A 24,965-nucleotide genomic window follows, 5' to 3' on the forward strand; every position below is an offset into this window, starting at 1 on the left:
TCTCCTGCATTAAAAGCCTTGTTCTTTGCGTCTTTGCAAATAACGCTGTACTGCACGATTGTGCTCTTGTAACGAGTTTGAAAAATAGTGCCCGCCATCACCTGTTGCAACAAAATAAAGTGCGTCAGTAATATCCGGCTGTAGGCTTGCAATAATAGACGCTTGGCTTGGCATTGCAATAGGCGTTATAGGGAGCCCCTTTATGATATATGTGTTGTAAGGTGTACGAGTTCTCAGGTGAGCCCTTGTTATATCCCCATCATAGGCATCGCCTACGCCATAAATGACAGTAGGATCTGTTTGCAAACGCATGTTTTTCTCCAAACGATTCACAAATACGCCCGCTATTTCTCCTCTTTCTTCTTCAATAGCGGTCTCTTTTTCAATGATTGAAGCAAGTATCAAAGAATCATATTGACTCTGGATAGGAATATCCTCAAAACGAGTAGGCCATATGGACTCAACAGTGTCTTGCATCGCGATGAATGCTCTTTGAACAATGCTCATTGCTGAACTACCGAAGGTATAATTATATGTATTAGGCAATAAACAACCTTCGATACTTTGATAGTCATTGTAACAAAAGCTTTGTTGTGACCTGACTAAAGTAGCATATAAGTCTTTAATATCAGGAAGATCCTGTTTTAAATGTGTTTGATCACTTAATGTTTTATACCACTGTTTTATCGTTTGTCCTTCGACTAAGGTTATTTGAAACTGCTTTACTCTTCCTTGCGCCATCATGTTAAGCACTTCAGAAAATGACGCATGTTGTGGTATTTCATAATAACCAGCTTGAACACTGACAATTTCAGGATTAAACCTAAGCCAGACTTTAAAGCTAAAGGAATCTATTTGGGCATATTGACTGAGTTCTTGTTTGACACGGTATATGCTTTGTCCAGGTTTTACTACAATTTGAATCACATCTTTGTTTTGTAAGTTAAGTGAATCAATTTTTTCCACTTTTAAAAAAAGTAAAGCAATGCCAGCGCACACACAAAAAAATAGAAGTAAAAAACCAAATATCAGTAGTCTTTTCATAATGGTAAAAATTCCTTTTTAAGTGCGGCTTGAATTAATTTAAAAGTATCGTGTGTTTCGCTTACATTTAAGTTTCGCGATTCATCATCAGTAATCAAACATTTTATAGGTATAAACGAAAGTGCATTGCATAGAAACATAGCTGAAATTTCGTTAAATTGACTCAAATGAATAGTAGACACCTGAATTTCAATATTTTTTTCGGTTAAAACCCTCAGCGCAAAGTTACGCATAACGCCGTTAACGCCACATTGTTCTAGTACTGGTGTTTCCCAGCGATTATTTCGATATATAAAAACATTGGCAGCACTAGCTTCAATTAAATTGCCGATACCGTCTAATAATAAAACATCCTCAATATCATGACGTTGGTCAAGCTCATGTTTTGCGATCACTTGTTCTAGCCTATTGGCATGTTTAAGACCCGCTAGTAAAGGTTGGCTAGCAAGCCTAAGTGAGGATATTCCCACATCAATCGAACTTAATACACTACACTCTTGTTCCCAGTTTGGCTTACCATTGTGCATACTAATAATCATACTTGCTTGTGTGTTTTTAGGTATCGCATAGCCTCGATCGCCGATACCTCGACTCAAGAGAATTTTGAAAGTATACGCATTGTGACGTTTGGAATTTGCTAACTGTGAGTATAGTTGCTTGATTCCTTTAACAGCATGAGTGTATACATCACGTTTATCTAAATTGAAAAAAAGACGCTCACTATCATAATGAAGGCGTTCAATATGCTGTTCAAGTAAAAAGCATTGAGCTTTGTGTGTGTAAATCGTGGTGAAACAAGCATCACCATAATTTAAGGCGCGATCAGAAAAGGAAATGCTAGCATCAATGGTATCGCCAAGTAAAACAGATTGCTGGTTTGGTGTTGTACAGTTGTTTTGTAGAAAAACATAAGAAAGCGATGACATACAAGTCCTGATCACGTTAAACCCGCATATTAAGTGAAGCTAAATTAGCTTCACTTAATGTATCAAAAACCCACTGTATTAACTAGATTCTTGTGATTTATTTGGGGCTTGAGAAAAGCAATGAGCCATTTGTACCACCAAAACCAAAGGAGTTACACAGAGCATGTTTAGCGTTAAATGAACTGGCTTTATGAGCCACAAAATCCAAATCACAACCTTCACCATAGGCTCATCCAAATTAATGGTTGGAGGCGCCATTTGGTCCCGCAACGCTAAGATCGTAAATATAGCCTCAACTGAGCCAGCTGCCCCTAACAAATGACCAATCATAGACTTAGTTGAACTTACTTTAATATCACTGGCATGCTGACCAAAAATACTTTTAATTGCGGCGACTTCAGCAATATCACCAGCCGGTGTAGATGTCCCGTGCGCATTAATATAGCCTATTAAAGACTCTGGGACTTGCGCGTCATTGATTGCGTTGCGCATCGCCGCTGCAGCACCTTCACCATCGGCCGGAGGTGACGTCATATGAAACGCATCTCCACTCATACCAAAGCCAGACACTTCAGCATATATATGTGCGCCTCGAGCTTTCGCGAACTCATACTCCTCAAGCATAACGACACCCGCACCTTCTCCCATTACAAACCCGTCTCGGTTTGTATCCCAAGGACGACTTGCCGCTTGAGGATTCTCGTTAGCAGTGGACAATGCTCTTGCAGAGCCAAATCCTGCAAATGCTAAAGGAGTGATTGTTGCTTCTGCGCCACCAGCTAACATCGCGTCAGCATCTCCATAAGCAATCGTTCTAGCTGCGATACCGATATTATGAACACCTGTTGTACAAGCGGTAACCACGTTTAAATTAGGGCCTTTTAAACCTTCCATTATCGATAGAAAGCCCGAAATCATATTGGTAATTGTTGATGGAACAAAAAACGGAGAAACTCGCTTCGGACCACTATTAATTAATTTAGAGTGATTCTCTTCAATTAATGGCAAGCCCCCTATCCCAGATCCAATACTGATACCGATTCTAGAGGCATTGCTTTCATCTACAGTAATGTCTGCATCGCGTAGCGCTTGAATGCCCGCTGCAACACCCAATTGAATAAAACGGTCCATCTTTTTAGTTTCTTTTTTTGGAATGTAAGCTTGGGCGTCAAAGTCTTTTACTTCACCCGCAATTTTTGTTGCAAAGTTTTCAGTATCAAACATAGTGATATCAGCGATACCACTTTTACCCGCTAAGATATTTTCCCAGGTTGAGTCCACATCGTTTCCAAGGGGAGTAATCATTCCCAATCCAGTAACTACTACGCGACGTTTTGTCACTTATGCCTCCAAAAGACCTTAATAAAATGCAGTATAACAAAAACAAAAAAACGGCCCAAAAGAGCCGTTTTTCAATAAATCAAAATTACGCGTCGTTATTAGCGTTAATGTAATCTATTGCAGATTGAACAGTTGTGATCTTCTCTGCTTCTTCGTCAGGAATTTCCGTATCAAATTCTTCTTCAAGCGCCATTACCAACTCTACAGTGTCAAGCGAGTCAGCACCTAAATCATCCACAAATGAAGCTTCTGCTTTTACTTCTTCTTCTTTTACGCCTAATTGCTCAATGATGATTTTCTTTACGCGTTCTTCGATGTTACTCATATTACAGGTTTCCTTTAAATACCTAAAAAAAATAGCGGAGATAGTTTATTGACCTTATCTCCGGCATGCAAGTCAATCCAATCAATTTTTATGTGGTCAAACCACGTATTTTGCTTATTTGCCTATATTATTGGGCAAAACTTGATACATATCAACTTTAGATCTGCCCAGTGCTTCTTACTATCTGGTCAAATATAAATCAGTTATTGCTTATGCCATATGCATTCCACCATTCACATGAATGGTTTCACCCGTGATGTAAGCTGCCGCATCACTGCATAAAAATGCAACCGTAGCCGCTATTTCATTTGGGTCACCAAGCCTATTCGCAGGGATATCCTTAAAAATAGCTTCTTTTTGCTCATCTGTTAGCCCTCTAGTCATATCAGTATCGATAAATCCAGGAGCGACCACATTAACAGTTATCCCTCTAGACGCAATTTCTCTGGCCATAGATTTAGTAAATCCAATAACTCCAGCTTTAGCAGCGGCATAATTCGCTTGTCCACCATTGCCTGTAGCGCCAACGACCGAACCAATATTGACAATACGGCCATTCCTTTTTTCATCATACCACGCATAACGGCTTTTGAGAGCGTAAACACAGATGTTAGATTAGTATGAATAATATCATCCCATTCATCATCCTTCATGCGCATCAATAAGTTGTCGCGTGTAATACCGGCATTGTTAATTAGAATATCAGGTGCGCCAAACTCATCGCTGATGTTTTTTAAAACCGAATTAACTTCTTCTTTATCAGTAACATTCAACTTAAGGCCTTTGCCACTATCCGCCAAATAATCACTAATTGCTTGTGCTCCATTGTCGCTAGTAGCAGTGCCAATCACCGTTGCTCCAAGACTTACCAACTGTTGTGCGATTGCTTTACCAATCCCACGACTTGCACCAGTCACCAAGGCAACTTTTCCATTCAAATCAAACATATATTTGAGCCTTTTTATTTAAATTAGTCTTGTAAATCACTAGGGGAGCTGATGTTTTTAGTTACCAGTGAGCGGTCTATTCTTTTTATTAACCCACTTAGCACTTTGCCCGGTCCTACTTCTACGATTGTATCTACGCCTTGCGATGACAAAAACTCAACGCTCTTGGTCCATTGAACCGGCATATATAGTTGCCTCACTAGTGCATCTTTAACTTTTTCTTGATTTGCTTCAATAGTCACATCAACATTATTTACTATTGATGTTGAGGGACTAGTAAACTTCATCTCTTGCAACAATAAGGATAATTTATCACTAGCGCTTTTCATTAACGCACAATGAGAAGGCACACTGACTGCTAATGGCAGTGCTCTTTTTGCACCTGCTGCTTTAATCGCTACTGCAGCTGTGTCTACTGCACTTTTGTTGCCTGCAATCACTACCTGTCCAGGAGAATTAAAATTTACTGGAGCAACGACTTGATTAGTTTCGCTTTGTACTTGACTGCATATGTCGATGATTGTTTTATCATCTAAGCCAATAATGGCGTACATTGCACCTTCACCTAGCGACACAGCTTCTTGCATGTACTCACCGCGTGCTCTTACTAATTTAACACCTTCAGATAAGCTTAAAACATCAGCAGCAACCAAGGCACTATATTCACCTAAACTATGACCAGCTAAATAACTTGGCTTTAAATCAAGTTCTTGTTTAATCACGCGCAAACACGCAATACTTGCCGTCAACAATGCAGGTTGTGTGATCATTGTCTGATTGAGTTTGTCGGCATCATTTTGCACTATATCCCATAAATCATAAGATAACGCATCTGATGATTCTTCAAAGCATTGCCTAACAACTGAAAAGTCATTATGCAGTTGCGCTAACATTCCTTGAGACTGGCTTCCCTGTCCAGGAAAACGAATGCAAGTTTAGTCATTACATCTCCAACGTTTTAAAATTAATATCTTACTAATGCTGAGGCCCAAGCAAAACCGCCACCAAATGCTTCTAAGAGCAAATTTTGACCTCTTTTAATACGACCATCTCTAATCGCTGTATCAAGCGCAGTAGGAACGGTTGCCGCTGATGTATTACCATAATTCTCTAGCGTCATTACGACCTGATCTAACGACATATCAAGCTTGCGCGCAGTTGCTTTAATGATTCTGAAATTGGCTTGATGAGGAACTAACCAATCTAAATCGGATTTTTGCATATTATTAGCGCTAAGTGTTTGTTCAACGATTTCACTTAATTTAGTTACTGCTACTTTAAAGACTTCATTGCCTTTCATGCTGCCCCAGTTTGTATGAACAGAAGCTTCATCACCATGACTTGGGTTGCCTATTTTTAATAGTTCAGAATACGAGCCCGCTGCATTAATGTGAGTAGATAAAATACCTTGGTTCATCACTCGCTTCAATAATGGTCGCCCCTGCGGCATCGCCAAATAAAATAATCATACTTCTGTCAGCAGGGTCAATCATGCGACTCAAGCAATCTGAGCCTACGACCAAAATTCTTTTTGCCATGCCACTTTTTATATATTGATCAGCAACACTTAACGCATAACAAAAGCCTGCACAAGCAGCTGCTACATCAAACGCTGGAATATTATCTACGTCTAAAGCTTTTTGGATTTCGCATGCAGTGCTAGGCAATGCATGCCTACCGCTTGTGGTTGCGCAAACAATCATATCTAAGGACTTTGCGTCAATGTTTGCAGCTTCTAGCGCTTTTAAACTTGCTTGAGTGCCCATTGTCGCTGCGGTTTCATTTTCGCCAATAATACGGCGTTCTTTTATACCAGTTCGATCTGTGATCCACTCATCAGATGTATCCACCATCACTTCTAAATGTGCATTAGTGCGGATATCAGCTGGGTAATAGCTTCCCGTTCCTATAATTCTCGAATACATTAAGCTTAGTGCTCCAGTAACTCTTGCTCTATTTTTGTTTTTATTTTGTCAGGAACTTGATTGTTAACCTCAACAATGGCTTGTTTAATTGCATAAAAACAAGCTTCGCTAGAGGCATTTCCATGGCTCTTAACAACAATTGACCGCAATCCTACCAGACTAGCGCCATTATACTGGTCGGGGTTCATGCGTTGGTAGAGTCCTTTGAGTAAAGGTAAGCATAATTTGCTTAATATACGAGCAATCCATGTTTCTTTGGTAAATAAAGCGATTTCATTCATCAAAAATTTTGCTATTCCTTCGCTTGCTTTTAAAGCAACATTTCCAGTAAAACCATCAGTCACGACAACATCAGATTTACCAGCAAAAATGTCATCACCTTCAACATAACCGATATAGTGTATGGAAGGACACTCTTTAATTAACACATCTGCATGTTTCACCAAAGAGTTACCCTTTATATCTTCCTCACCTACATTTAAAAGTGCCACTTTAGGCCTTGGGATATCTTGGCACTCTTGCATGAAAATTGAGCCCATCAAAGCATATTGGAAAAGATTCTCTGCGTCGTAATTAATCGACGCACCTAAATCAAGCAGTAGGACTTTTTGTTGGTTCTGAGTAGGAAGTAGTGTCGCTAGCGCAGGTCGAGATATACCTGAAATTGTCTTAAGCACATAATAGGCTGTTGCCATCAGCGCGCCAGTATTACCTGCACTAACACAGCCTTGAGCGACTTGTTCTTTCGTTAGGTCCAGCGCCCTTCTCATGCTGGAATGCTTTTTCTGTCTGATTGCTAAAGCTGGTTTATCTGTCATCTCTACAACTTGTTCACATACCTCGTATCGAATACGCGTTGGATTTGTTGTATCTAATGCCAAAAAGGTAGACTGATTACTCGCGTCACCGCAAATAATGAAATGAACGGAAGGGAAACTAATTAATGCTTTTTTGACAGCGTCAATAAAAACATGGGGGCCTTTATCGCCCCCCATGATATCAATCGCTATTGTAGTGTAAGACACGTTTGTTTAACGCTTACTTATTGACTACTTTTTGTCCTTTGTAGAAACCATCCGCTGTCACGTGGTGACGACGATGTGTTTCGCCAGAGGTTGCATCAACAGACATTGTTGCGCCTGGTAATGAGTCATGAGAGCGACGCATTCCGCGTGTTGATCTCGTTCTACGACTTTTTTGGACCGCCATAAATTACTCCTAATCTCGCTTAAGCTCTTTTAAAACCGCAAATGGGTTTTCGCGCTTTTGTTCCGGTTCGATTTCACCAAATTGTAAATCTTCGTCACTGATATCGCAATCTTCATGTGAATGAAGTGCTACGATAGGCAGTGCTAAAATCAATTCGTCTTCCAAAAGCTGGAAGAAATCGACTTCTCCGTGGTCATTGACCTCTACCGGTTCATAAGCATCGGGTATCGTTGAGTCTTCTTCATTCCCCTGCACGGGAGTAAAACAGAATTCTGTGTTCACAGAATGCTTAAAGACCTTATTACACCGCTGACAAACTAGCTGAACGTGTGATTGCGCCTTTCCCGAAAAGTAAGTAAGACTCTGCGCGTCTTTTGAAAACTCAACAAATACAGGAATTTCAGCTTCTACCGCCGCTACCGCAGAACTAAATCTGCTCATATGTTTTGCCAAGTAGTAGCCATCATAGCTAGACCGCTTGTGCGCACATTTAACAGGATCGAATAGTCTTGGTAGTTTCACTTTTGCCATAGCGCGCGAATAATATAGATATACACCCCATTAGTCAAAGGTTTTCCTAAGTTTAAGCATGTGTTTGTGCAAAACACTTTAATTATAAGCTTTCTTATCCTGACTTAAGTTTTATCCATCATAGGATGATGCGTAAAAGGAATAAAACAACGCTACATTAGTACGCTATTTATTGCTACCCTAAAGCCTATTCAACAGACTCATATTTGCACTCTATGGCAATGCCTATATTACTCGCATCATCCTCTTTATATCGAGGACAATTACTTTCCAAATTAGGATTACAGTTTGAACAGTGCTCACCAGATATCGATGAGACGATTCTTGAAGGTGAAACTGCTTATTTAGCCGCAAAGCGTTTAAGTCGACTTAAGGCTCAGGCATTAGTAAAAAGTTACCCTAATCATATTATTATCGCTTCTGATCAAATAGCGGCAACTTCTTCTGGACAGATGTTTGGAAAGCCAACCAATATAAAAAACGCGGTCCAACAACTAACGACTCTATCTGGTCAACGAGTCGATTTTTTCACTGGCTTATGTGTGATAGCCCCTGCACATTTGTTGGGTCCTTTACATCAACACTTTGGCGAACAAATCTGTGTCGATACTTATAGTGTGTATTTTAAAGAATTACTTGAGTCTCAGATAAGAAATTATATAAACAAAGAGCGACCATTGGATTGCGCTGGTAGTTTTAAATCTGAGGGTTTAGGTATCGCATTATTTTCAAAGATCCATGGCGATGACCCAAACAGCCTTGTAGGGCTACCTCTCATCAAACTTGTGACGGCTTTAAAAAACATATCACTAGATGTTCTAGAATATTAAGCGGCTATTTTTACCCAAAAGACCTTATTCAAAAGACCTTATCCAAAAAACCAATAAGAAACGACAATAGCAGCAAATATTCCTGCAAAATCGGCAGCAAGACAACAACCAACAGCATATCGGCTATGCTTTACGCCAACGGCGCCTAAATAAACTGCCAAGACGTAAAATGTCGTTTCAGTAGAGCCTTGCATGACTGATGCGAGTCGTCCTGCAAATGAATCTGCGCCGTAAAACTGCATTGTTTCGATCATTAATGCTCGAGCACCAGAGCCACTCAATGGTTTCATTAGCGCGGTAGGCAATGCATCAACAAAGCGAGTGTCAAAACCCACTAGCGCGACTAGATAAGCAATGCCATCGGTAACAGTATCCATTACACCACTGGCTCTTAACATTGCAATAGCAAACAACATCGCTAATAAAAACGGGATAATCGATATCGCAACCTCAAACCCTTTTTTAGCGCCATCGACAAATTGCTCATAAGTATTTTGCCCTTTGCGCCAGCCAACAATTAGCACAAGTACAATAAATGTCATTAATGCAAAATTGGCAATGACGCTTGATTGCATTGCTAGTTCATCCGCCGCTAACTTTGAAAAATACAATATAACCGTTGCGAGCAAGCTAAAGGCACCTACTAAATACAGCAACACTACTTTATTAAATAAATTTACCTTTTGTATTGCACAGGTAACCAATAAACCAACTAATGTTGAAGCACTTGTCGCTAATAAAATAGGAATAAAAACATCGGTAGGCTGCACTGCCCCTTGTTCTGCACGGTACAAAAACACAGCGATAGGAAACAGAGTTACCGAAGAAGTATTGAGGACTAAAAACAGAATTTGAGAATTTGTAAGCGTGTCTTTAACTGGTGCGAGCGTTTGCATGTCTTGCATCGCCTTAATACCAAATGGCGTGGCAGCATTATCTAAACCTAGTATATTGGCAGACATGTTCATTGTGATGCTCCCTAATGCAGGGTGCTCCCTTGGAATATCAGGCATTATTCGACATAAAAAAGGTGACAATAAACGTGCAAACTTAGCGATTAACCCGGACTTTTCTGCGACATTAAAAATACCTAACCAAAATGCCAATAAACCTATCAAACCAATAGCGATATCGACACTTGTGCGAGCCATACTCATTACCGCAGTCATAACTTGTTCAAAATTACCTAAGTCACCACTGATGAACACATTAAAACATGTTGCAATAAAAGCGCTAACAATAAACGCCAGCCAGATTTTATGTAGCATTTTTTACTCTTATTATTTTTAGCAGATGATACAACAAATACATATGTCTACCGACAAAAACTACATTATTTGCAAGTGTATCGCAAACAGGTTCGCCTTTAACATTCAGTATGTGTCGTTACCCGAAGAAATTAAACGCTAGTTTATTCCCATCTAAATCTCTGAAGTATGCGCCATAAAAGACATCTGGGATGCGTTGACCAGGAGGGCCATCACAACTTGCACCAAGTGCAATGGCCGCATGGTAACATTCGTCAACCATTTCTTTAGACCCTAGCGCTATTGCGATCATATTTCCATTGCCACAGTGAGCTTCATCTTCGTTGTAGGGAATACAAATTGCTAACATCGGTGATCCTATTTTTTTCCCTAAAAACACTATTCGATCCATCTTGACCAATGTTTTTATGCCCAATGGAGCTAACAATGTTGAATAAAAATTCTCTGCACGTTCTAAATCACTGACACCAATTGTGACATAACTAATCATAAGCCGCCCTTTTAGTTTCGTTAGATTTATTACTTAACAACTTAGTAACAAATAATTACCTAAAGGATAGACTACAATTAAAAAATGGCGATGATTTTTATACCACCATTATAATGTTTGTTTAAGTGCATCAACACAGTAATCAACATGGGCCTTTGAACAACTTTCTCCCATCAGTCCAATTCGCCATACTTTTCCAGCAAATTTTCCAAGACCAGCACCAATTTCAAGGTTAAACCGATTAAGCAATTCTTTGCGTATTAGCGCATCATCAAGTCCTGAAGGAATATCAACTAAATTTAGCTGAGGAAGTCTATATGAATCATCTATTGTCATCGACAAGCCAATCGCTTCCAGTTTTTGCACCAAATACTCGTGGGTTTCACGATGTCGTTTGTGTGAGGCTTCAAGCTTTTCTTCGTGCAGCATCAAAAGACTTTCATGTAAAGCATAGACGCTATTTACTGGCGCGGTATGATGATAAGCTCGTTTAGTTCCCTTACCCCAATAACCCAAAATTAAGTTAATATCTAAAAACCAGCTTTGCACGGGGTGCTTTCTTGATTGAATCTTTTCTATTGCTTGTGAGCTAAATGACACGGGTGAGAGTCCCGGAACACAACTTAAGCATTTTTGGGTGCCAGAATATATAGCGTCTATTTGCCAGTGATCTGTTTTTAACTCAATACCTGCAAGGGATGTAACGGCATCAACAATGGTTAAACACCCATATTGTTTCGCTAACTTACATAAAGCATCGCATTCATTTCTGACGCCGGTCGATGTTTCAGCGTGAACAAAAGCGACAATTTTTGCATCTGGATGTTTTTCAAGCGCTTCGCGCAGTCCATCTATTGATGTTTGTTGACCCCATTCGTCCTCGACCAAGACTAACTTACCGCCTATTCGTCGCACATTTTCAGCCATTCTTGTTCCAAACACGCCATTTTGGCACACTATAACGGTATCGCCAGGTTCAACTAGGTTTGCAAAACAAGACTCCATACCAGCACTTACAGGCGCTGACAAAGGCATTGTCAGCTCATTTTTAGTATCAAATGCATATTGCAAGAGTAGCTTTGTCTCATCCATTAAATCGACAAAGGATGGGTCAAGATGGCCTATAGTTGGCCTTGATAATGCGTCAAGAACTCTTTGGCTAACGTCAGATGGACCCGGGCCCATCAACTTTCGCGAAGTGGGAATAAATGGTTGAAAAGTTTGCGGCGACAACTGCGTCATGTCTATTTCCTTAAAATTAATCTTGTCTACTATACCCCTTATGTGCAGATATGTGTTCAATGATTAACATAAGTAATATGAATATCACTTTGTGGATAAACTGTGGGTGAGTTGTGAAAAAGTTGGTTATGCACAAGGGATAAAGGCCATCACTGATAAAAATGCAAAATAAAGTTATAGATATTAAACGCTTATTTAACAATGAGATACTTAACAATAGGACGGTAAAAACTCAACTAAACACATATAAATGTAAAAATTTCACCAAAAACACTTTATTTTTGTTTAAAATTTAAGCTATAGTTAATATCCGGCTTCAAAAAACACCATATTGGTTTTTGATCGCCACCAAGTTTTACATGCGTCTCCCTCAATATGGAAGTTTTGCTGACGATACGATGTTCACAAATTGCTTTTGCTGTAGTATTCTTAAAGCATATTTGTCAGTATTTACAGTAATCAGTTAGCGCACGGCTCATCTATGAGCCAATCCCCTAAGCCTGGAACTTTTGTTCCGGGCCTTTTTTATTGAGATTTAGTTGCTTTTCATTTTCCTTAATAAGCCCTCTTGGACTGTCGTCGCAACAAGCACTCCTTCCTTATTGAATATTTTGCCTTGCACAAGTGCACGACCATTCCCGCTAAAGGGGCTTTCCATTTCGTATAGCAACCAATCATCAAATTGAACATCTTGGTGGAACCAAATTGCATGATCAATAGTGGCTAACAACATGCGTTTATCTTGTATGGCAAATCCATGCGCTTGTAGTGCTGTGCTTAGAAAGTGATAGTCACTTGCATATGCTAAGGATGCTTGGTTTAGCACCGTAGAGTCACCTGTAGCATCTCTTCCTTTTAGCCACAGCTGCCTTTTGGGTGCGCGTTTTACAGCATCAAATGAATTTTTTGCATCGATTGTACGGATGTCCACTGGACGATGAAAAGGCAAGGCTTCTTTCACGCGCGTTGATAACTTATCAAAATTTTCGTCATAGAATCGAATATCTTTAGCAAGCTTATCTGGCCCAGAGCACATCGGGCATATCAGCATACTGGTGATTGAGGCCTTTTTCAGGAAGTTGAAACGAAGCGGTCATATAGAAAATGGTTCTTCCGTGCTGTATCGCTTTAACTCGTCTTGTCGAAAAACTGCGTCCATCTCTTACTTTTTCAACTTGGTACACCACGGGCTGAGCTGCATCACCGGGTAACAAAAAATAACTGTGGAGTGAATGAATTACTCTTGAATCATCTACACTGTTGTAAGCCGCTTTGACAGATTGTCCAAGTACCTGCCCTCCATACAAAGCTCTAAAGCCAAGATCCCAACTTTTCCCTCGATATAAACCTTCTTCAAGGACTTCTAATTCAAATAATGACTCAAAACGCGCATCAGACAAGGTCCGTTTTCCTAAATATTAATGTCATAGCTTAATTATATTAGGATTGTCAGGTTTATCTACTTAGAATAAGGATTTCGAGGATAAAAATTTGTGTTTAACATATCGTGTTTAGTAAAGAATCGTGTGTCTTTATAGGGAAGTTTCATAAACCCTGAAATACCGATACCATTTATCTGTGGAATAAAATCAATAATTTGTTGAAGTAGATAGGTGAACTCTGCTTGTTTGGCGTGATCAAGTAAGGTGTAATAGCTATGAATTTTCAGGTGTTTTGGAAGCGACTCAAAAATAATACACCCTGTGTGATGGATATCATTAAGTTGCTTAATAATATTAAGCATCGACTCAGGCAATTTTAATAGCTCGTCGGGATCATCACCATCTTCAAAATATGAGTGCATTCTTGATAAATCTTCTTCAATCGATACTTTGCTCATTTCATAGGGAATTTGTAATTGTTCGTTCGCTATAAAAGGCGTATTAGTGTTTTTGCGTTCGATATGCAGTGTGTTTTTTGCATTGAACATACATGATTTAAATACGCCAGACCCATTAATTGCCCTTGCTAAATTAATCATATTATCGACACTTCTATCAAAGGAATATTGTTGAGCAGGATTATATAATTTCAGTGATGAGTCTACGTAAATACCTTCGTCTTGCCATTTAATCGCTAGTCCTCCTACAACCGGATATTTGCCAAGTCGACTAACTGCAGATAAAAATGCTTTTTCGGTTTCTCCCATGCCTTGCATGAAGTTTTTGTAGTAACGTTCAAATTGCGCATCATTAACATAATGAAGATTTTCATTATCAAAGCCTTGCTGATCTCGTAAAAAAGAGCGCCTAGAGCTATAAACTACCGTTTCAATATCTTTAATACTTTGACTGATCCAAGTCGGCAATAAGCACACTCTGTTATGGTCTTTTGCGTCGTTAATGACTATTTTATCAAGGTGTTGATAATTATTAAGTAAATAGTCTCCCGCGTTTTCTCGACGTTTTACATCGTCACTCATTAAGCCTTCTAGACATTCAGCTAGCATTTGTGGAAGGCCCAAAGACACGGGCCTAATCACTTTTCGACCAAATCGAGAGGATTGTCCAGAAGCCAACGCATAAATAGTACTAGCTAGGCCCTGCTCATCAAAACGTACATTCGACAACTTACCGTTTAATTGATCGTCCCCAATAAAATAGACGTCGCCTAAACGTGCATTTGTTTGGTGAAGATCACTAGACATTAAATCCATTATGTTATCGCCTATATACTGTCCTTGCTCATCAACTTGAGCAAATACACTAGACCCCCAATCTATTAGCATGATCTTTTGTTGTTGTTCATCCCAAACTAAATTTGATGGCTTGATATCGCCATGCACGATTGGCTTATGCTTGTGTTGAGATGTAAAGCTTCGTAATTTTAATAGAATATCGCAAAGTTGCGTAATTATCGTGATAAGCATTTTAGGGTTTAATGGCCCATAAAGCAGCGACACTTGCTCTAAATCAAAACCAGGTGCTCTTTGCATGGCCAGTATCGATTGACGTTTAATCTTTTGAAACGCGATAACATCTGGAATAAGATCGTGTTCAAGTAATCCTTGCATGTATGACTCTTCTTCAAGCCTATCTTGAATATGTTGAGGTAAAGTCACTTTTGAAAACTTAAATACCCTTTCCTCGCCTAAGGCAGATGTGCCGGCAAAGGCAAAACCAAACGCACCTTTACCGATTAGTTCCACTTTTTTATATCCAAGTTTATTAAGTTGTTTTTCGCACAATGCAAACCAGTCTTTTAACTTTTTAGCATCTTTGTGTGAGAGTAAATAAACCGATTGATCATCTGGTATATAAAAATGTTTTAGCGCTAATTCATTCATAATATCGATATTTAGTGCCTGAATTAGCTCGAATGAGCTCTTATTGACACATGAGAGAGTGCTTTAATACCATCAAGTTTTAGCAGGACCTCATCTAATAATTTTTGAGCTGCCCTATCAAATTGCCAAGGAGGATTAATCACCAAAACGCCCGAACCATACATGCCGACATCCTGTGATGGATATTGCAATGCAAGTTTAATATCTATCACGCCAGTACCCGAAGGTATTTGATTGATAATCGCATCACACATCTTTTCACTCATACCACTTTTGGGGTTACTAACGAGGTCACCAGAGGATCTATCGATTCGCGAGGGAGATAATAGTGGATACCACAATGCAAAAATTCCTTGTGGCCACTTTCGTTGTGCCTGAACAATATTCGACTCTACTTGTTGATACTCTGCTGCTTGCTCATATGGAGGATCAATTAATACAAGGCCTCTATTGGGCTTTGGTGGCAACGCACTAAGTAAAAGCTCAAAACCGTCGCGATTATGACATTCGATAGCGGTGTGCTTCGCGGTATTTTTTAACTGGGAGTAGACCTTAGGATGAAGCTCGCTACAAATCAATTTACAGTCATTAAGAGACGTGCTTGCATTTTCTAAACTAGTCGCAATATGCTGATGCGCCAACAAAATGGAGCCTGGATATTCATCTTCGCTAAGATAAGAATCAATCAGCATTTGATACGTCTGCAGATTATCATCATCACAGGTGTTAGCACACAATTTGTGCGCTAACACCTTATCAATATGATGTCGTTCATGGCCCTGTGAGCTTATCGGGTAGAGGCCGCTACCGCTATGTGTATCTAGGTAAAAAAGAGGCTTATCTTTATTTAATAATTTACTCAATAGACTTATTAAACAGGTATGCTTAATAATATCTGCATGGTTGCCAGCATGAAAATCGTGTTGGTAGCTTAACAAACTTACTAATTCCTGTTAAAAAGAGCTCGTTGTAATGCATAAGCATATATCAAATATATATGCTTAACAAAAAACGATGCGCTTAACGCAAATGAATAAGCATTTTTTCTGGATGTGTTAAATAATCACACCAAACATTATTAAACTTAACCATAGTAGCTCCATCAATCACTCTATGATCGCCTGACCAATTCACTTGCATTATGTTTGTTGCAAACACCTCTCCTTTATCATTAAAACGCGGTAACTTTTGCGTTTTACCCAATGCAACAATTGCAACATCTGGTTTATTTATCACAGGCGTTGCTGTAATCCCCCCAATCGCACCAATATTTGAAATACTGATAGTACCGCCACTGAGATCTTGATTGCTTAACTTTCCGTCTCTTGCCGCCGAAATTATCCGATTGAGTTCTTTTGTTATTTCAAATAATGATAAATTTTGTACATTTTTAATATTAGGGACTAGCAAACCAATTTTAGAATCAACCGCTAAACCAATATTATGCGAACTCAAATACCTTAGTTCACTTGCGTCATCGTTTAAGCGACTATTAATAATCGGAAATTCGTTAAGTGCAAGCGATAAAGCTTTTATAAAAAACGGCATGAAACTCAATTTCATGTCTTGTTTAACAAAGCTTTCTTTAAGGGATGATCGCAAGGCAATCAAATTATCCATACACAATTCATCACTGACTGTAAAATGAGGAATAGTAGAAACGCTAGCTAGCATTTGTTTCGCCATTGCCGCTTTTATGCCTTTAATTTTTTCCACTCTATCAGCTTGTGGTAGGCTATGCGTGTTTGACGAGCTGACACTGGTGTTACTTGAAACATCTGCAGATTCGCTCATTTGCGCTTGTGCTGTTTGCGGTTGCTTTGAAAGTGACATTACATCTTGTTTTAATACGCGTCCTTTTTTACCACTGCCAGTCACGCTATTTAACGCGACACCTAACTCACGGGCCAAGCGCCTGACTGCTGGACTTGCAAGCGCCCTGTCTACCTCTACAGGCGGGACATATAAGCCCCCTTGCTTGTCATTCTCTGTATTAGTGGAAGCTACCACCTTTTCAACTTTCGACGAATTTTGATTGCTTTTATTAGAAATAGCGACATTTTCGGCGACGTTAACCACATCACTAGATGTGATTTCTTGATCAAACAAGACAGTGTGGACCTTAGCAATATCACCTTTGGCATAATGCAATTTTAAAATTTTACCATCGTATTTCGCCGGAATCTCAACAACCGCTTTATCGGTCATGACTTCTACCACAACTTGGTCTTCTGTCACTACATCGCCGGCTTGTATGTGCCATTCCATGATCTCACATTCGACGATTCCTTCTCCAATATCAGGTAAAACAAACGCCTCTATTTTTGAAGCGGATGTTTCTACTTCAGTACCTGTTTGTGCTTCATCACTGACGCTCTGTTGTATTTCAGGAACGCTTGTTTTCGCGTCATCTTGCATGGCAAATAAAGGCGCGTGCACTTTGGCAATATCACCTTCTTGATAATATAGCTTTGCAACAATACCATCATGCATGGCGGGTATTTCTACTGTTGCCTTGTCAGTCATCACTTCAGCAACTGGCTGGTCTTCTTTAATTAAGTCGCCTTCAGCAACCAGCCATTTTAGCAATTCACATTCAACAATGCCTTCGCCAATATCGGGTAAAATAAAATCACTCATGTTTATTTGCCTCAGTAGTCTAGCGTACGCTTGATCGCTTCGTATGTTTTTAAATGATCCGGCATGTATTCTTTTTCATGTGCCAACGGGTATGGTGTATCTAGCCCACAGACTCTCGCAATAGGTGCTTCTAGATATAAAAAACACTCCTGCTGGACTGTTGCTGCAATCTCACTTGCAAAACCGCCTGTCTGAGGCGCTTCATGGTTGATTAACAGTCTCCCCGTTTTGTAAACAGATTCGCATACCGCTTCAACATCCCAAGGCAATATGCTTTGAAGATCGATTATTTCGCAGGAGATTCCGTCTTTTTCTGCCATTTTCGCAGCCATTTCAAGAACCTCTACTTGAGCACCCCAAGCTAGAAGAGTAATATCACTCCCTTCTTTGACAAGATCAGCTTTGCCTAACGCAAGCTCATAATCCTCTTCAGGCACTTCACCGACTGACGCACGGTATATTTTTTTAGGCTCCATGAACAAGACTGGATTATCATCTCTGATACTCGACAACAAAAGACCTTTCGCTTGATATGGATTGCGTGGAATGACAATTTTCATACCTGGAATATGAGCAAAAAATGCTTCTGGGGACTGCGAATGATAAAGACCGCCCGCAATACCACCGCCGTAAGGCGTTCTAATCGTTAAGGTTCCACACGTAAATTGGCCACCTGAGCGATACCTAAATTTTGCAGTTTCATTCACTATTTGGTCAAACGCTGGAAATATATAGTCTCCAAATTGAATTTCAGCCACTGGTATTGAACCCTGAGAAGCCAAACCATTCGCAAAACCGATAATACCTTGCTCTGTCAATGGCGTATTAAAACACCTTGCTTTACCAAATTGTTTTTGAAGATTTGAGGTCGCACGAAATACGCCGCCAAAATGCCCTACATCTTCTCCAAACACCATCACACGTTCATCTTGCTCCATAGAAGATATCAATGCGCTATTAATTGCTTGCAACAAATTCATCTTAGCCATTGCTTATCTCCCTGCCGTCTTTGGGTATTCTTGTGGGTATTTAGCCACGTGTTCTTCTAATTCTTTTAATTGTTTTTGCAAATGCCATGGTGGAGTGTCGTAAACATCTTCAACAATGTCGCTTAATGGGCACACTGGGACTTTTTCTGCTACTTTTAGTGCCGCTAGTATCTCATCGCGCATTTCATCCTTATATGACTCAATCGCTTTTTGGTCATACCAACCTTTACTGTCTAACCATCTTTGAAAGCGCAATATCGGATCTTTTAATTGCCATTTCGCTTCTTCTTCTTTACTACGATAGCCTGAAGGGTCATCCGACGTAGAGTGCGCCGATAAACGATAAGTCATAGCTTCTATCAATACCGGACAGTTTTCGCTAAGTGCAATTTCTCTGGCTAGCTGTGTTGCTCGATAAACAGCCAATACATCATTCCCATCTACTCTGATTGTTTTAACACCATACCCTATTCCACGAGAGGCAATACCATCACCAGCAAATTGCTCTTCAGCTGGAGTAGAAATGGCATAGCCATTGTTGCGGCAGAAGAAAATAACGGGGCAATTTAAGACTGCAGCCATATTGACTCCAGCATGAAAATCGCCCTCAGACGCAGCGCCTTCACCGAAGAAACATATGGTTATTGCATCGTGACCGGCCATTTTTTGGCCATATGAATACCCAGCAGCCTGCGGAATTTGTGTACCTAAAGGCGAGGATATGGTCATAAAATTAAGCGCCTTATCCCCGTAATGGATGGGCATTTGGCGCCCTTTATTGGGATCTTCTTGATTACTAAACATTTGATTCATGAACTGTTTAGTTTCGTAGCCTCGGTATACCAATGCACCCTGTTCTCGATACTGTGACATGATCATATCTTGGCTTTTAAGTGCCGCAGTGGAGGCAACAGTTGCCGCCTCTTCACCCCTTGATGCAAGATAAAAGCTGATTCGACCTTGCCGCTGTGAACCTATCATTCTGTCATCTAATAGGCGCGTATATTCCATCGCTTTTAGTATTTTTTCTGCTTCTTGAGTGTCTATATTTGGCGACATCTCAGGTGCCAGTTCGTTCCCTTCTTCATCGAGTAACTGAAGCATTGGAATGTCAATTAAGCCATTTGTGATAAGGGATACATCTTGTGTTGTATTTACGCCAGACAAATGATTTCTATCTTGGATAGATTTTTGCATAGTATCGTCACCAAGGTTTTTGCATTAAGTGCCTGTTGAAATATCAAGTTGACAATTTAACGCATACAAATTTTGAAATAGTAATACTAGACAAGGATTGCTTATATCGCTTTGCTAAATATCAAGCGTGGCATTAGGTTTGTAGGGTGATCCGATTAAATTCAATCTGTTTTGAGGATACATATCCTAAATGTAACGAATATGTGTTTTTACGCTTACATTTTGTTAATAAAACAGGGTTTAGCATTAAGTTGATGTCAAAACATGATAATTTTGTATACATAATGGTATTCACTTGTTAACGAGTGTTCTGAATTGTGACTAAATACAGTTATGTTTTTAACTGGCTAATATGCAACGACAAATATATAGAAAGAACGGTAATCAAATAAGGTTTTGCAGCATGCATAAAATATTCTCAATTGATAAAGCAATATCTGCTTGTCCTATACATAGACTATTGACGCTTATCATAGTAGCTGCCTCGTGCGTTTTCGTGCATTTACATGCTAATGCTCACACTGCGCATGATGATAAATCACATTATTATGACTCTACTAATAAACCATATGATGATGCTGATGTACCTGCTAAAAACAATCCTATAATAATGACTCAGTTTATTCATCCTGACAAGGCGTGGTATCTACCATTAGCGAGTTTTGATGATGTTGTGTCAAATCCATTTTACCGCCACATATATATTGTTGAACTATCAGAGCCTGCTATTGCAACAGACAAAAAACACACGCTCACACTTCGCGATATGCAGACAAAACCGCGAAAAAACCTGATGCAATTGCTCGACTCCCAAGGTTCTTCTTCAGAGGTATCTGCGTTATTTGCACCCTCTTTGAAAGACTCGATATCAGCGGTACTGACACAAAATAACAAAATAAAAGCGCAACAAAACAGATTTATACAAAGGGCAAGTGCAACTATTAATGATGTCGAGCCGCTTGCACAGTTAAGCCTTAGTTTAAATGCACTATTTATTAAAATGAACGCTATCGAGGCCAATGCTGTAGCTTCACTACCAGAAGTTATCTCGGTAACAAGGGACAAGACTTACTCGCTTGATACTGACCGAGGTCCAGAGTTAATTGGTGCAAATAACGTTTGGCAGGGTAATGCTTCGCCGCAAATTGGTGCGACACAAGGCGAAGGCATCATTATAGGTATTATAGATTCGGGTATAAACACAGATCATCCTTCATTTGCACAACGTTCTGGAGATGGTTACGTCCATGTTAACCCTTTTGGTAGTGATACATTTGTGGGTGATTGTGCTAACGGTTTTCCCGAATTATGTAATAACAAACTAATTGGCGTTCGCAGTTACTCTCAAATAACGTCAAGTTACTCTGATACCACAGTATTTCCACCAAATCTTGCAGAAAATGGTGAAGACTATGGCGGTCATGGTACTCATGTAGCCGCTACCGCAGCAGGCAACATTTTATTTGATGTAGCGGAAGTTAGACCTGATGTGGGCGAAATTAGAAGCTCTGGAGTGCCGACAGGACTTAATTTTGAACAAATATCTGGGGTTGCACCGCGCGCTAATATTATTGCATATCAAGTGTGCTATGGCGGTACTTCAGTTGCAGGTGATACATACGCAGACTGCAATGGTAGCGCGATATTAGCGGCAATTGAAGATGCAATAAGCGATGGAGTTGATGTCATTAATTTTTCAATTAGTGGAGGCGGAAACCCTGGAATTCTCAACGAGAACGGGCATTTTTGTCCGCCAGAAATGCTGGTATTTTTGTAGCCGCCTCAGCTGGAAATTCTGGTCCGAATCCACAAAGCTCTAGTAAAAATGCACCTTGGTATACTAGCGTTGCGGCGGCAGAACATGGTCGTCAAAATGTTTTTGCAAAGCAACTCAATAATTTTAGTGGCGGCACAACGTCTTTGGCAGGTATACCGGGACAAAGTAATACAGGTTCATATACTGGAACAATTGTCTATGCAGGTGATTTTAGTAATCCTAATGACCCCTCAAATCCTTCCGAACAGTGTTTACAAGGTTTTCCGGCCAGCACATTTAGTGGACAAATCGTAGTATGCGATAGAGGTACTATTGCACGAGTAGACAAAGCTCGAAATGTTGCTAATGGTGGTGCAGGAGGCTTTGTATTAGCTAATATTCAAGGCGGCGCTACATTTTTAGCCAATGATAATTATGTAGTTCCTGGCATACACATAAATGCAGACAACGGCGATAGACTTAAAACATGGTTATCATCAGGGAGTAATCACCGAGCTACTATTACGCAATCAAATAACACACAAGGTATAAACCTTGATCGTGTAGACGTATTAGCCTCTTTCTCTTCACGAGGGCCAAACGCAACGAACAGCACCTTAACCCCTACTTTGACTGGCCCTGGTGTAGATATATACGCAGCATATGCAGACGAGCAAATCGGTCATGACGGTCACACTCCAGCAGCAAGCGATTATGACTATTTGTCCGGCACATCGATGTCAAGCCCACACGTTGCAGGTGCTGCTGCATTAATAAAAGCAGCAAATCCTAATTGGGATGCTGATGAAATTAGATCCGCATTATCACTCACGGCTATCCAATCAGTTAAGATTGAGGACGCTAGCACACAGGCTGACTATTTTGCAATGGGGGCTGGCAGAGTACAAGTTGATAATGCCATCAAAGCGGGTCTAGTAATGAGTGATACAGGTACTAATTATACTAATGCTAACCCCGCCCGTGGAGGCGACCCAAGAACATTAAACATTCCTTCTATCACTGATGACAGTTGTTTAGGGATTTGTACTTGGCAGCGCACTTTTACCGCTACTCAAGATGCAACTTGGACTGTACAAACCGAAACAATATCACCTGGATTACGTGTTGATGCTAGCCCTGGTCAATTTACCTTGCGCGCTGGTCAAAGCCAAGAGGTTACATTTAGAATCGATACTAGTGACAGCGTGAAAAACGAATATGTTTTTGCAAGTGCCATTTTAAGTGCTCAAGGCAGAAGTGATATTCCCAATAGCCGGTTGCCAATTAGTGTTTTTGGTACTTTAGGAGATATCCCTTTAAGCGTGTCAATTAATGGTAAAAGAGACGCAGACTCACTTGTTCTAAGAAACCTTAATACAATCACGATTGAGAACTTTGCATTACAAGCCTATCGTCCAGTTAAGGCCACACAAGAGTCTTTAAGCATCGCTGAAGACTCAGACAATGACGCATTTTTAGATGATATTTTAGATGGCGTTAACATTACCAATATAAATGTGCCTCAAGGCAGTCTATTGCTTAATGTGCAAACACTTGATTCAAGTGCCCCAGATATGGATCTTTATTTACTGTATGATAGCGACCAAGATGGCTCACCAAGTGTTACAGAAATAGTTGCGCAAAGCACATCTTCAAATGCACTTGAGGAAATATCCATTAATTATCCTGCCAGTGGTAACTATTTCATTGCGGTTCATAATTTTTCTGGCTCCAGCAATGCTAACGATTCGGTTAGCTTACAATATGCGATTGTTAATTCAGTTAACGCACAAAACGAATTACAAGTTCAAGCGCCTACTAGCATATCTGGAAACAATCCAATCGATATGAAATTTATATATAACTTGCCTCAAGCTCAGACAGGAGACGTTTTTTATGCAGCAGTAGAGATGGGTGAGTCACAAGGTAGCAACGATATTGGTCTTATTTCGGTTGAAATAAAACGCCAAGACGATGATGTACAAATTATAGGTGATGGACTGCGCATTAGTGCTGGAAGCTCAGCGCCATTCCAACTAAGTATTGCGCCTAACACGAGCAACGAAGCTCGACAATACGAGATTATTTTACCTGTGCCAGTTGGGACACAAATTGTCGATTTTACTAGAGCGTTTGATGCTCAGCTTGAAAACAATCAGTTGCGCTGGCAAGTTGATACCTTACCCAATAGCAATACCACTACTTTATTAAACGTTGAAATAAGTGCACTTGATGGCGTACCGGCCGGACCAATTCAAATCGATGCCACCAGTGAATTAACAAGTGAATCATTCACTCAAGCCGAGAGTGTTGCCACTTTTACGGGAATTCAAATAGAAGGAGCACCGCAGGCAAGCTTTAATGGCAGCGACTCAATCACTTTGAGTGTTGTTGAAACAAGGGAATTAGCCATACCTTTGAGTGTTGTTGATGCAAATAATGACCCTATTAACGTCGTTTGGGAACAAAATGCTGGGCCAAATACGCGTATTACAGGAGAGCTTAATGATTTTTCATTAATCGCACCACGTATCGAACAAGATACAACATTAGAGTACACAGCGATTGTAAGCGATAATAATGGAAACAGCAGCTCAGCAAGCTTGCAAGTCCAAGTCTTAAACAACGCTTCGCCTGTTATCAACTCTATAGATGCTCCAAACGCAGTTAATGCAGGTGCTTTATTTACATTATCTGTTAATGCAAGTGATGCTGAACAAGATAATTTGAGTATCACGGTAGATGGCGTGGTTATCGCTGGAAATGCAGTACAATTGCGTGCCCCATCTTCAGGCTCTCAAGCTAATTATGAGATAAGTGTAAGTGACAACGTCAATACTGTGACTCAGTCAGTCTCCATTGACATTATCCAAAGCTCTAGCCCAAATCAACCCACTCAAACGCCAAACGATTCTGGCGGAGGTGGAATACCGTTGTGGATAATATTGTTAATACCTTTGATAATAATAAGACGCCGTCATTACGCGAACTATAATTATCTGCACTAACATAATTGCGG

Annotated in this window: 18 protein-coding genes and 4 pseudogenes; 3 read left to right on the top strand and 19 right to left on the bottom strand. The window is 40.0% G+C overall.

The genetic code is table 11. The features are described from left to right. Positions 1–9: 9 nt before the first annotated feature. The 10 genes and pseudogenes from mltG to yceD form a co-directional block, all read right to left on the bottom strand. A complete protein-coding gene (gene mltG, locus ACZ1G6_RS07805; protein WP_472618769.1) occupies positions 10–1,044 on the bottom strand; it encodes an endolytic transglycosylase MltG in 1,035 nt (344 codons plus the stop codon). Beyond that, positions 1,041–1,970 carry an aminodeoxychorismate lyase gene (gene pabC, locus ACZ1G6_RS07810; RefSeq protein ID WP_472618770.1) on the bottom strand — a complete coding sequence of 310 codons (930 nt, stop codon included), beginning with the start codon at positions 1,968–1,970 and terminating at the stop codon, positions 1,041–1,043. The genes mltG and pabC overlap by 4 nt, the downstream gene beginning before the upstream one ends. Positions 1,971–2,067: 97 nt before the next feature. Next, positions 2,068–3,311: pseudogene (gene fabF, locus ACZ1G6_RS07815) on the bottom strand (beta-ketoacyl-ACP synthase II). A gap of 85 nt (positions 3,312–3,396) precedes the next feature. Beyond that, entirely contained in the window at positions 3,397–3,636 is a 240-nt protein-coding gene (gene acpP, locus ACZ1G6_RS07820) for an acyl carrier protein (RefSeq protein ID WP_472618771.1), read from the bottom strand. A gap of 210 nt (positions 3,637–3,846) precedes the next feature. Further along, positions 3,847–4,583, bottom strand: a pseudogene (gene fabG, locus ACZ1G6_RS07825) (3-oxoacyl-ACP reductase FabG). Positions 4,584–4,606: 23 nt separating this feature from the next. Next, positions 4,607–5,476 carry an ACP S-malonyltransferase gene (fabD, locus tag ACZ1G6_RS07830; RefSeq protein ID WP_472618772.1) on the bottom strand — a complete coding sequence of 290 codons (870 nt, stop codon included), beginning with the start codon at positions 5,474–5,476 and terminating at the stop codon, positions 4,607–4,609. Between the two features lie 71 nt (positions 5,477–5,547). Next, positions 5,548–6,508 (bottom strand): annotated as a pseudogene (locus tag ACZ1G6_RS07835) (beta-ketoacyl-ACP synthase III). 5 nt (positions 6,509–6,513) lie between these two features. Continuing rightward, positions 6,514–7,533: a phosphate acyltransferase PlsX gene (plsX, locus tag ACZ1G6_RS07840; protein WP_472618773.1), complete on the bottom strand. Its 1,020-nt coding sequence runs from the start codon at positions 7,531–7,533 to the stop codon at positions 6,514–6,516. A gap of 13 nt (positions 7,534–7,546) precedes the next feature. Beyond that, positions 7,547–7,717, bottom strand: a complete 171-nt coding sequence (gene rpmF, locus ACZ1G6_RS07845; protein ID WP_472618774.1) for a 50S ribosomal protein L32 — start codon at positions 7,715–7,717, stop codon at positions 7,547–7,549. 9 nt (positions 7,718–7,726) lie between these two features. Further along, complete coding sequence (gene yceD / locus ACZ1G6_RS07850; RefSeq protein ID WP_472618775.1) at positions 7,727–8,248, bottom strand: 23S rRNA accumulation protein YceD; 522 nt, start codon at positions 8,246–8,248, stop codon at positions 7,727–7,729. 221 nt (positions 8,249–8,469) lie between these two features. Between yceD and ACZ1G6_RS07855 the strand changes: the two genes are divergently transcribed. Then, positions 8,470–9,078: a Maf family protein gene (locus tag ACZ1G6_RS07855; protein ID WP_472618776.1), complete on the top strand. Its 609-nt coding sequence runs from the start codon at positions 8,470–8,472 to the stop codon at positions 9,076–9,078. A gap of 38 nt (positions 9,079–9,116) precedes the next feature. Here ACZ1G6_RS07855 and ACZ1G6_RS07860 read toward each other — a convergent pair whose 3' ends face one another. From ACZ1G6_RS07860 to ACZ1G6_RS07900, 9 genes and pseudogenes are all read right to left on the bottom strand, one after another. Further along, positions 9,117–10,346, bottom strand: a complete 1,230-nt coding sequence (locus ACZ1G6_RS07860) for a nucleoside recognition domain-containing protein (RefSeq protein ID WP_472618777.1) — start codon at positions 10,344–10,346, stop codon at positions 9,117–9,119. Between the two features lie 118 nt (positions 10,347–10,464). Next, positions 10,465–10,836, bottom strand: coding sequence for a VOC family protein (locus ACZ1G6_RS07865; RefSeq protein WP_472618778.1), 372 nt, complete (start codon positions 10,834–10,836; stop codon positions 10,465–10,467). 108 nt (positions 10,837–10,944) lie between these two features. After that, positions 10,945–12,078 (bottom strand): pyridoxal-phosphate-dependent aminotransferase family protein, encoded by a 1,134-nt coding sequence (locus ACZ1G6_RS07870; protein WP_472618779.1) that lies wholly within the window; start codon positions 12,076–12,078, stop codon positions 10,945–10,947. A 535-nt stretch (positions 12,079–12,613) separates the two neighbouring features. Beyond that, a pseudogene (locus ACZ1G6_RS07875) lies at positions 12,614–13,478 on the bottom strand (acyl-CoA thioesterase). A gap of 59 nt (positions 13,479–13,537) precedes the next feature. Continuing rightward, positions 13,538–15,364: a protein kinase domain-containing protein gene (locus ACZ1G6_RS07880; RefSeq protein ID WP_472618780.1), complete on the bottom strand. Its 1,827-nt coding sequence runs from the start codon at positions 15,362–15,364 to the stop codon at positions 13,538–13,540. Between the two features lie 23 nt (positions 15,365–15,387). Beyond that, the gene (rlmJ, locus tag ACZ1G6_RS07885) at positions 15,388–16,302 is read right to left on the bottom strand and encodes a 23S rRNA (adenine(2030)-N(6))-methyltransferase RlmJ (protein ID WP_472618781.1); all 915 of its coding nucleotides are present in this window, start codon (positions 16,300–16,302) and stop codon (positions 15,388–15,390) included. Between the two features lie 82 nt (positions 16,303–16,384). After that, positions 16,385–18,004: a dihydrolipoyllysine-residue acetyltransferase gene (locus ACZ1G6_RS07890; RefSeq protein ID WP_472618782.1), complete on the bottom strand. Its 1,620-nt coding sequence runs from the start codon at positions 18,002–18,004 to the stop codon at positions 16,385–16,387. Between the two features lie 11 nt (positions 18,005–18,015). Next, entirely contained in the window at positions 18,016–18,993 is a 978-nt protein-coding gene (locus ACZ1G6_RS07895) for an alpha-ketoacid dehydrogenase subunit beta (protein WP_472618783.1), read from the bottom strand. A 3-nt stretch (positions 18,994–18,996) separates the two neighbouring features. Further along, positions 18,997–20,178 (bottom strand): thiamine pyrophosphate-dependent dehydrogenase E1 component subunit alpha, encoded by a 1,182-nt coding sequence (locus ACZ1G6_RS07900; protein WP_472618952.1) that lies wholly within the window; start codon positions 20,176–20,178, stop codon positions 18,997–18,999. A 415-nt stretch (positions 20,179–20,593) separates the two neighbouring features. Between ACZ1G6_RS07900 and ACZ1G6_RS07905 the strand changes: the two genes are divergently transcribed. Then, positions 20,594–21,967, top strand: coding sequence for a S8 family serine peptidase (locus ACZ1G6_RS07905; RefSeq protein WP_472618784.1), 1,374 nt, complete (start codon positions 20,594–20,596; stop codon positions 21,965–21,967). Then, a complete protein-coding gene (locus tag ACZ1G6_RS07910) occupies positions 21,937–24,954 on the top strand; it encodes a S8 family serine peptidase (protein ID WP_472618785.1) in 3,018 nt (1,005 codons plus the stop codon). Before ACZ1G6_RS07905 ends, ACZ1G6_RS07910 begins: the two co-directional genes overlap by 31 nt. The last annotated feature ends 11 nt before the right edge of the window (positions 24,955–24,965 follow it).

It is taken from the genome of Glaciecola sp. HA4-3, assembly GCF_055693685.1.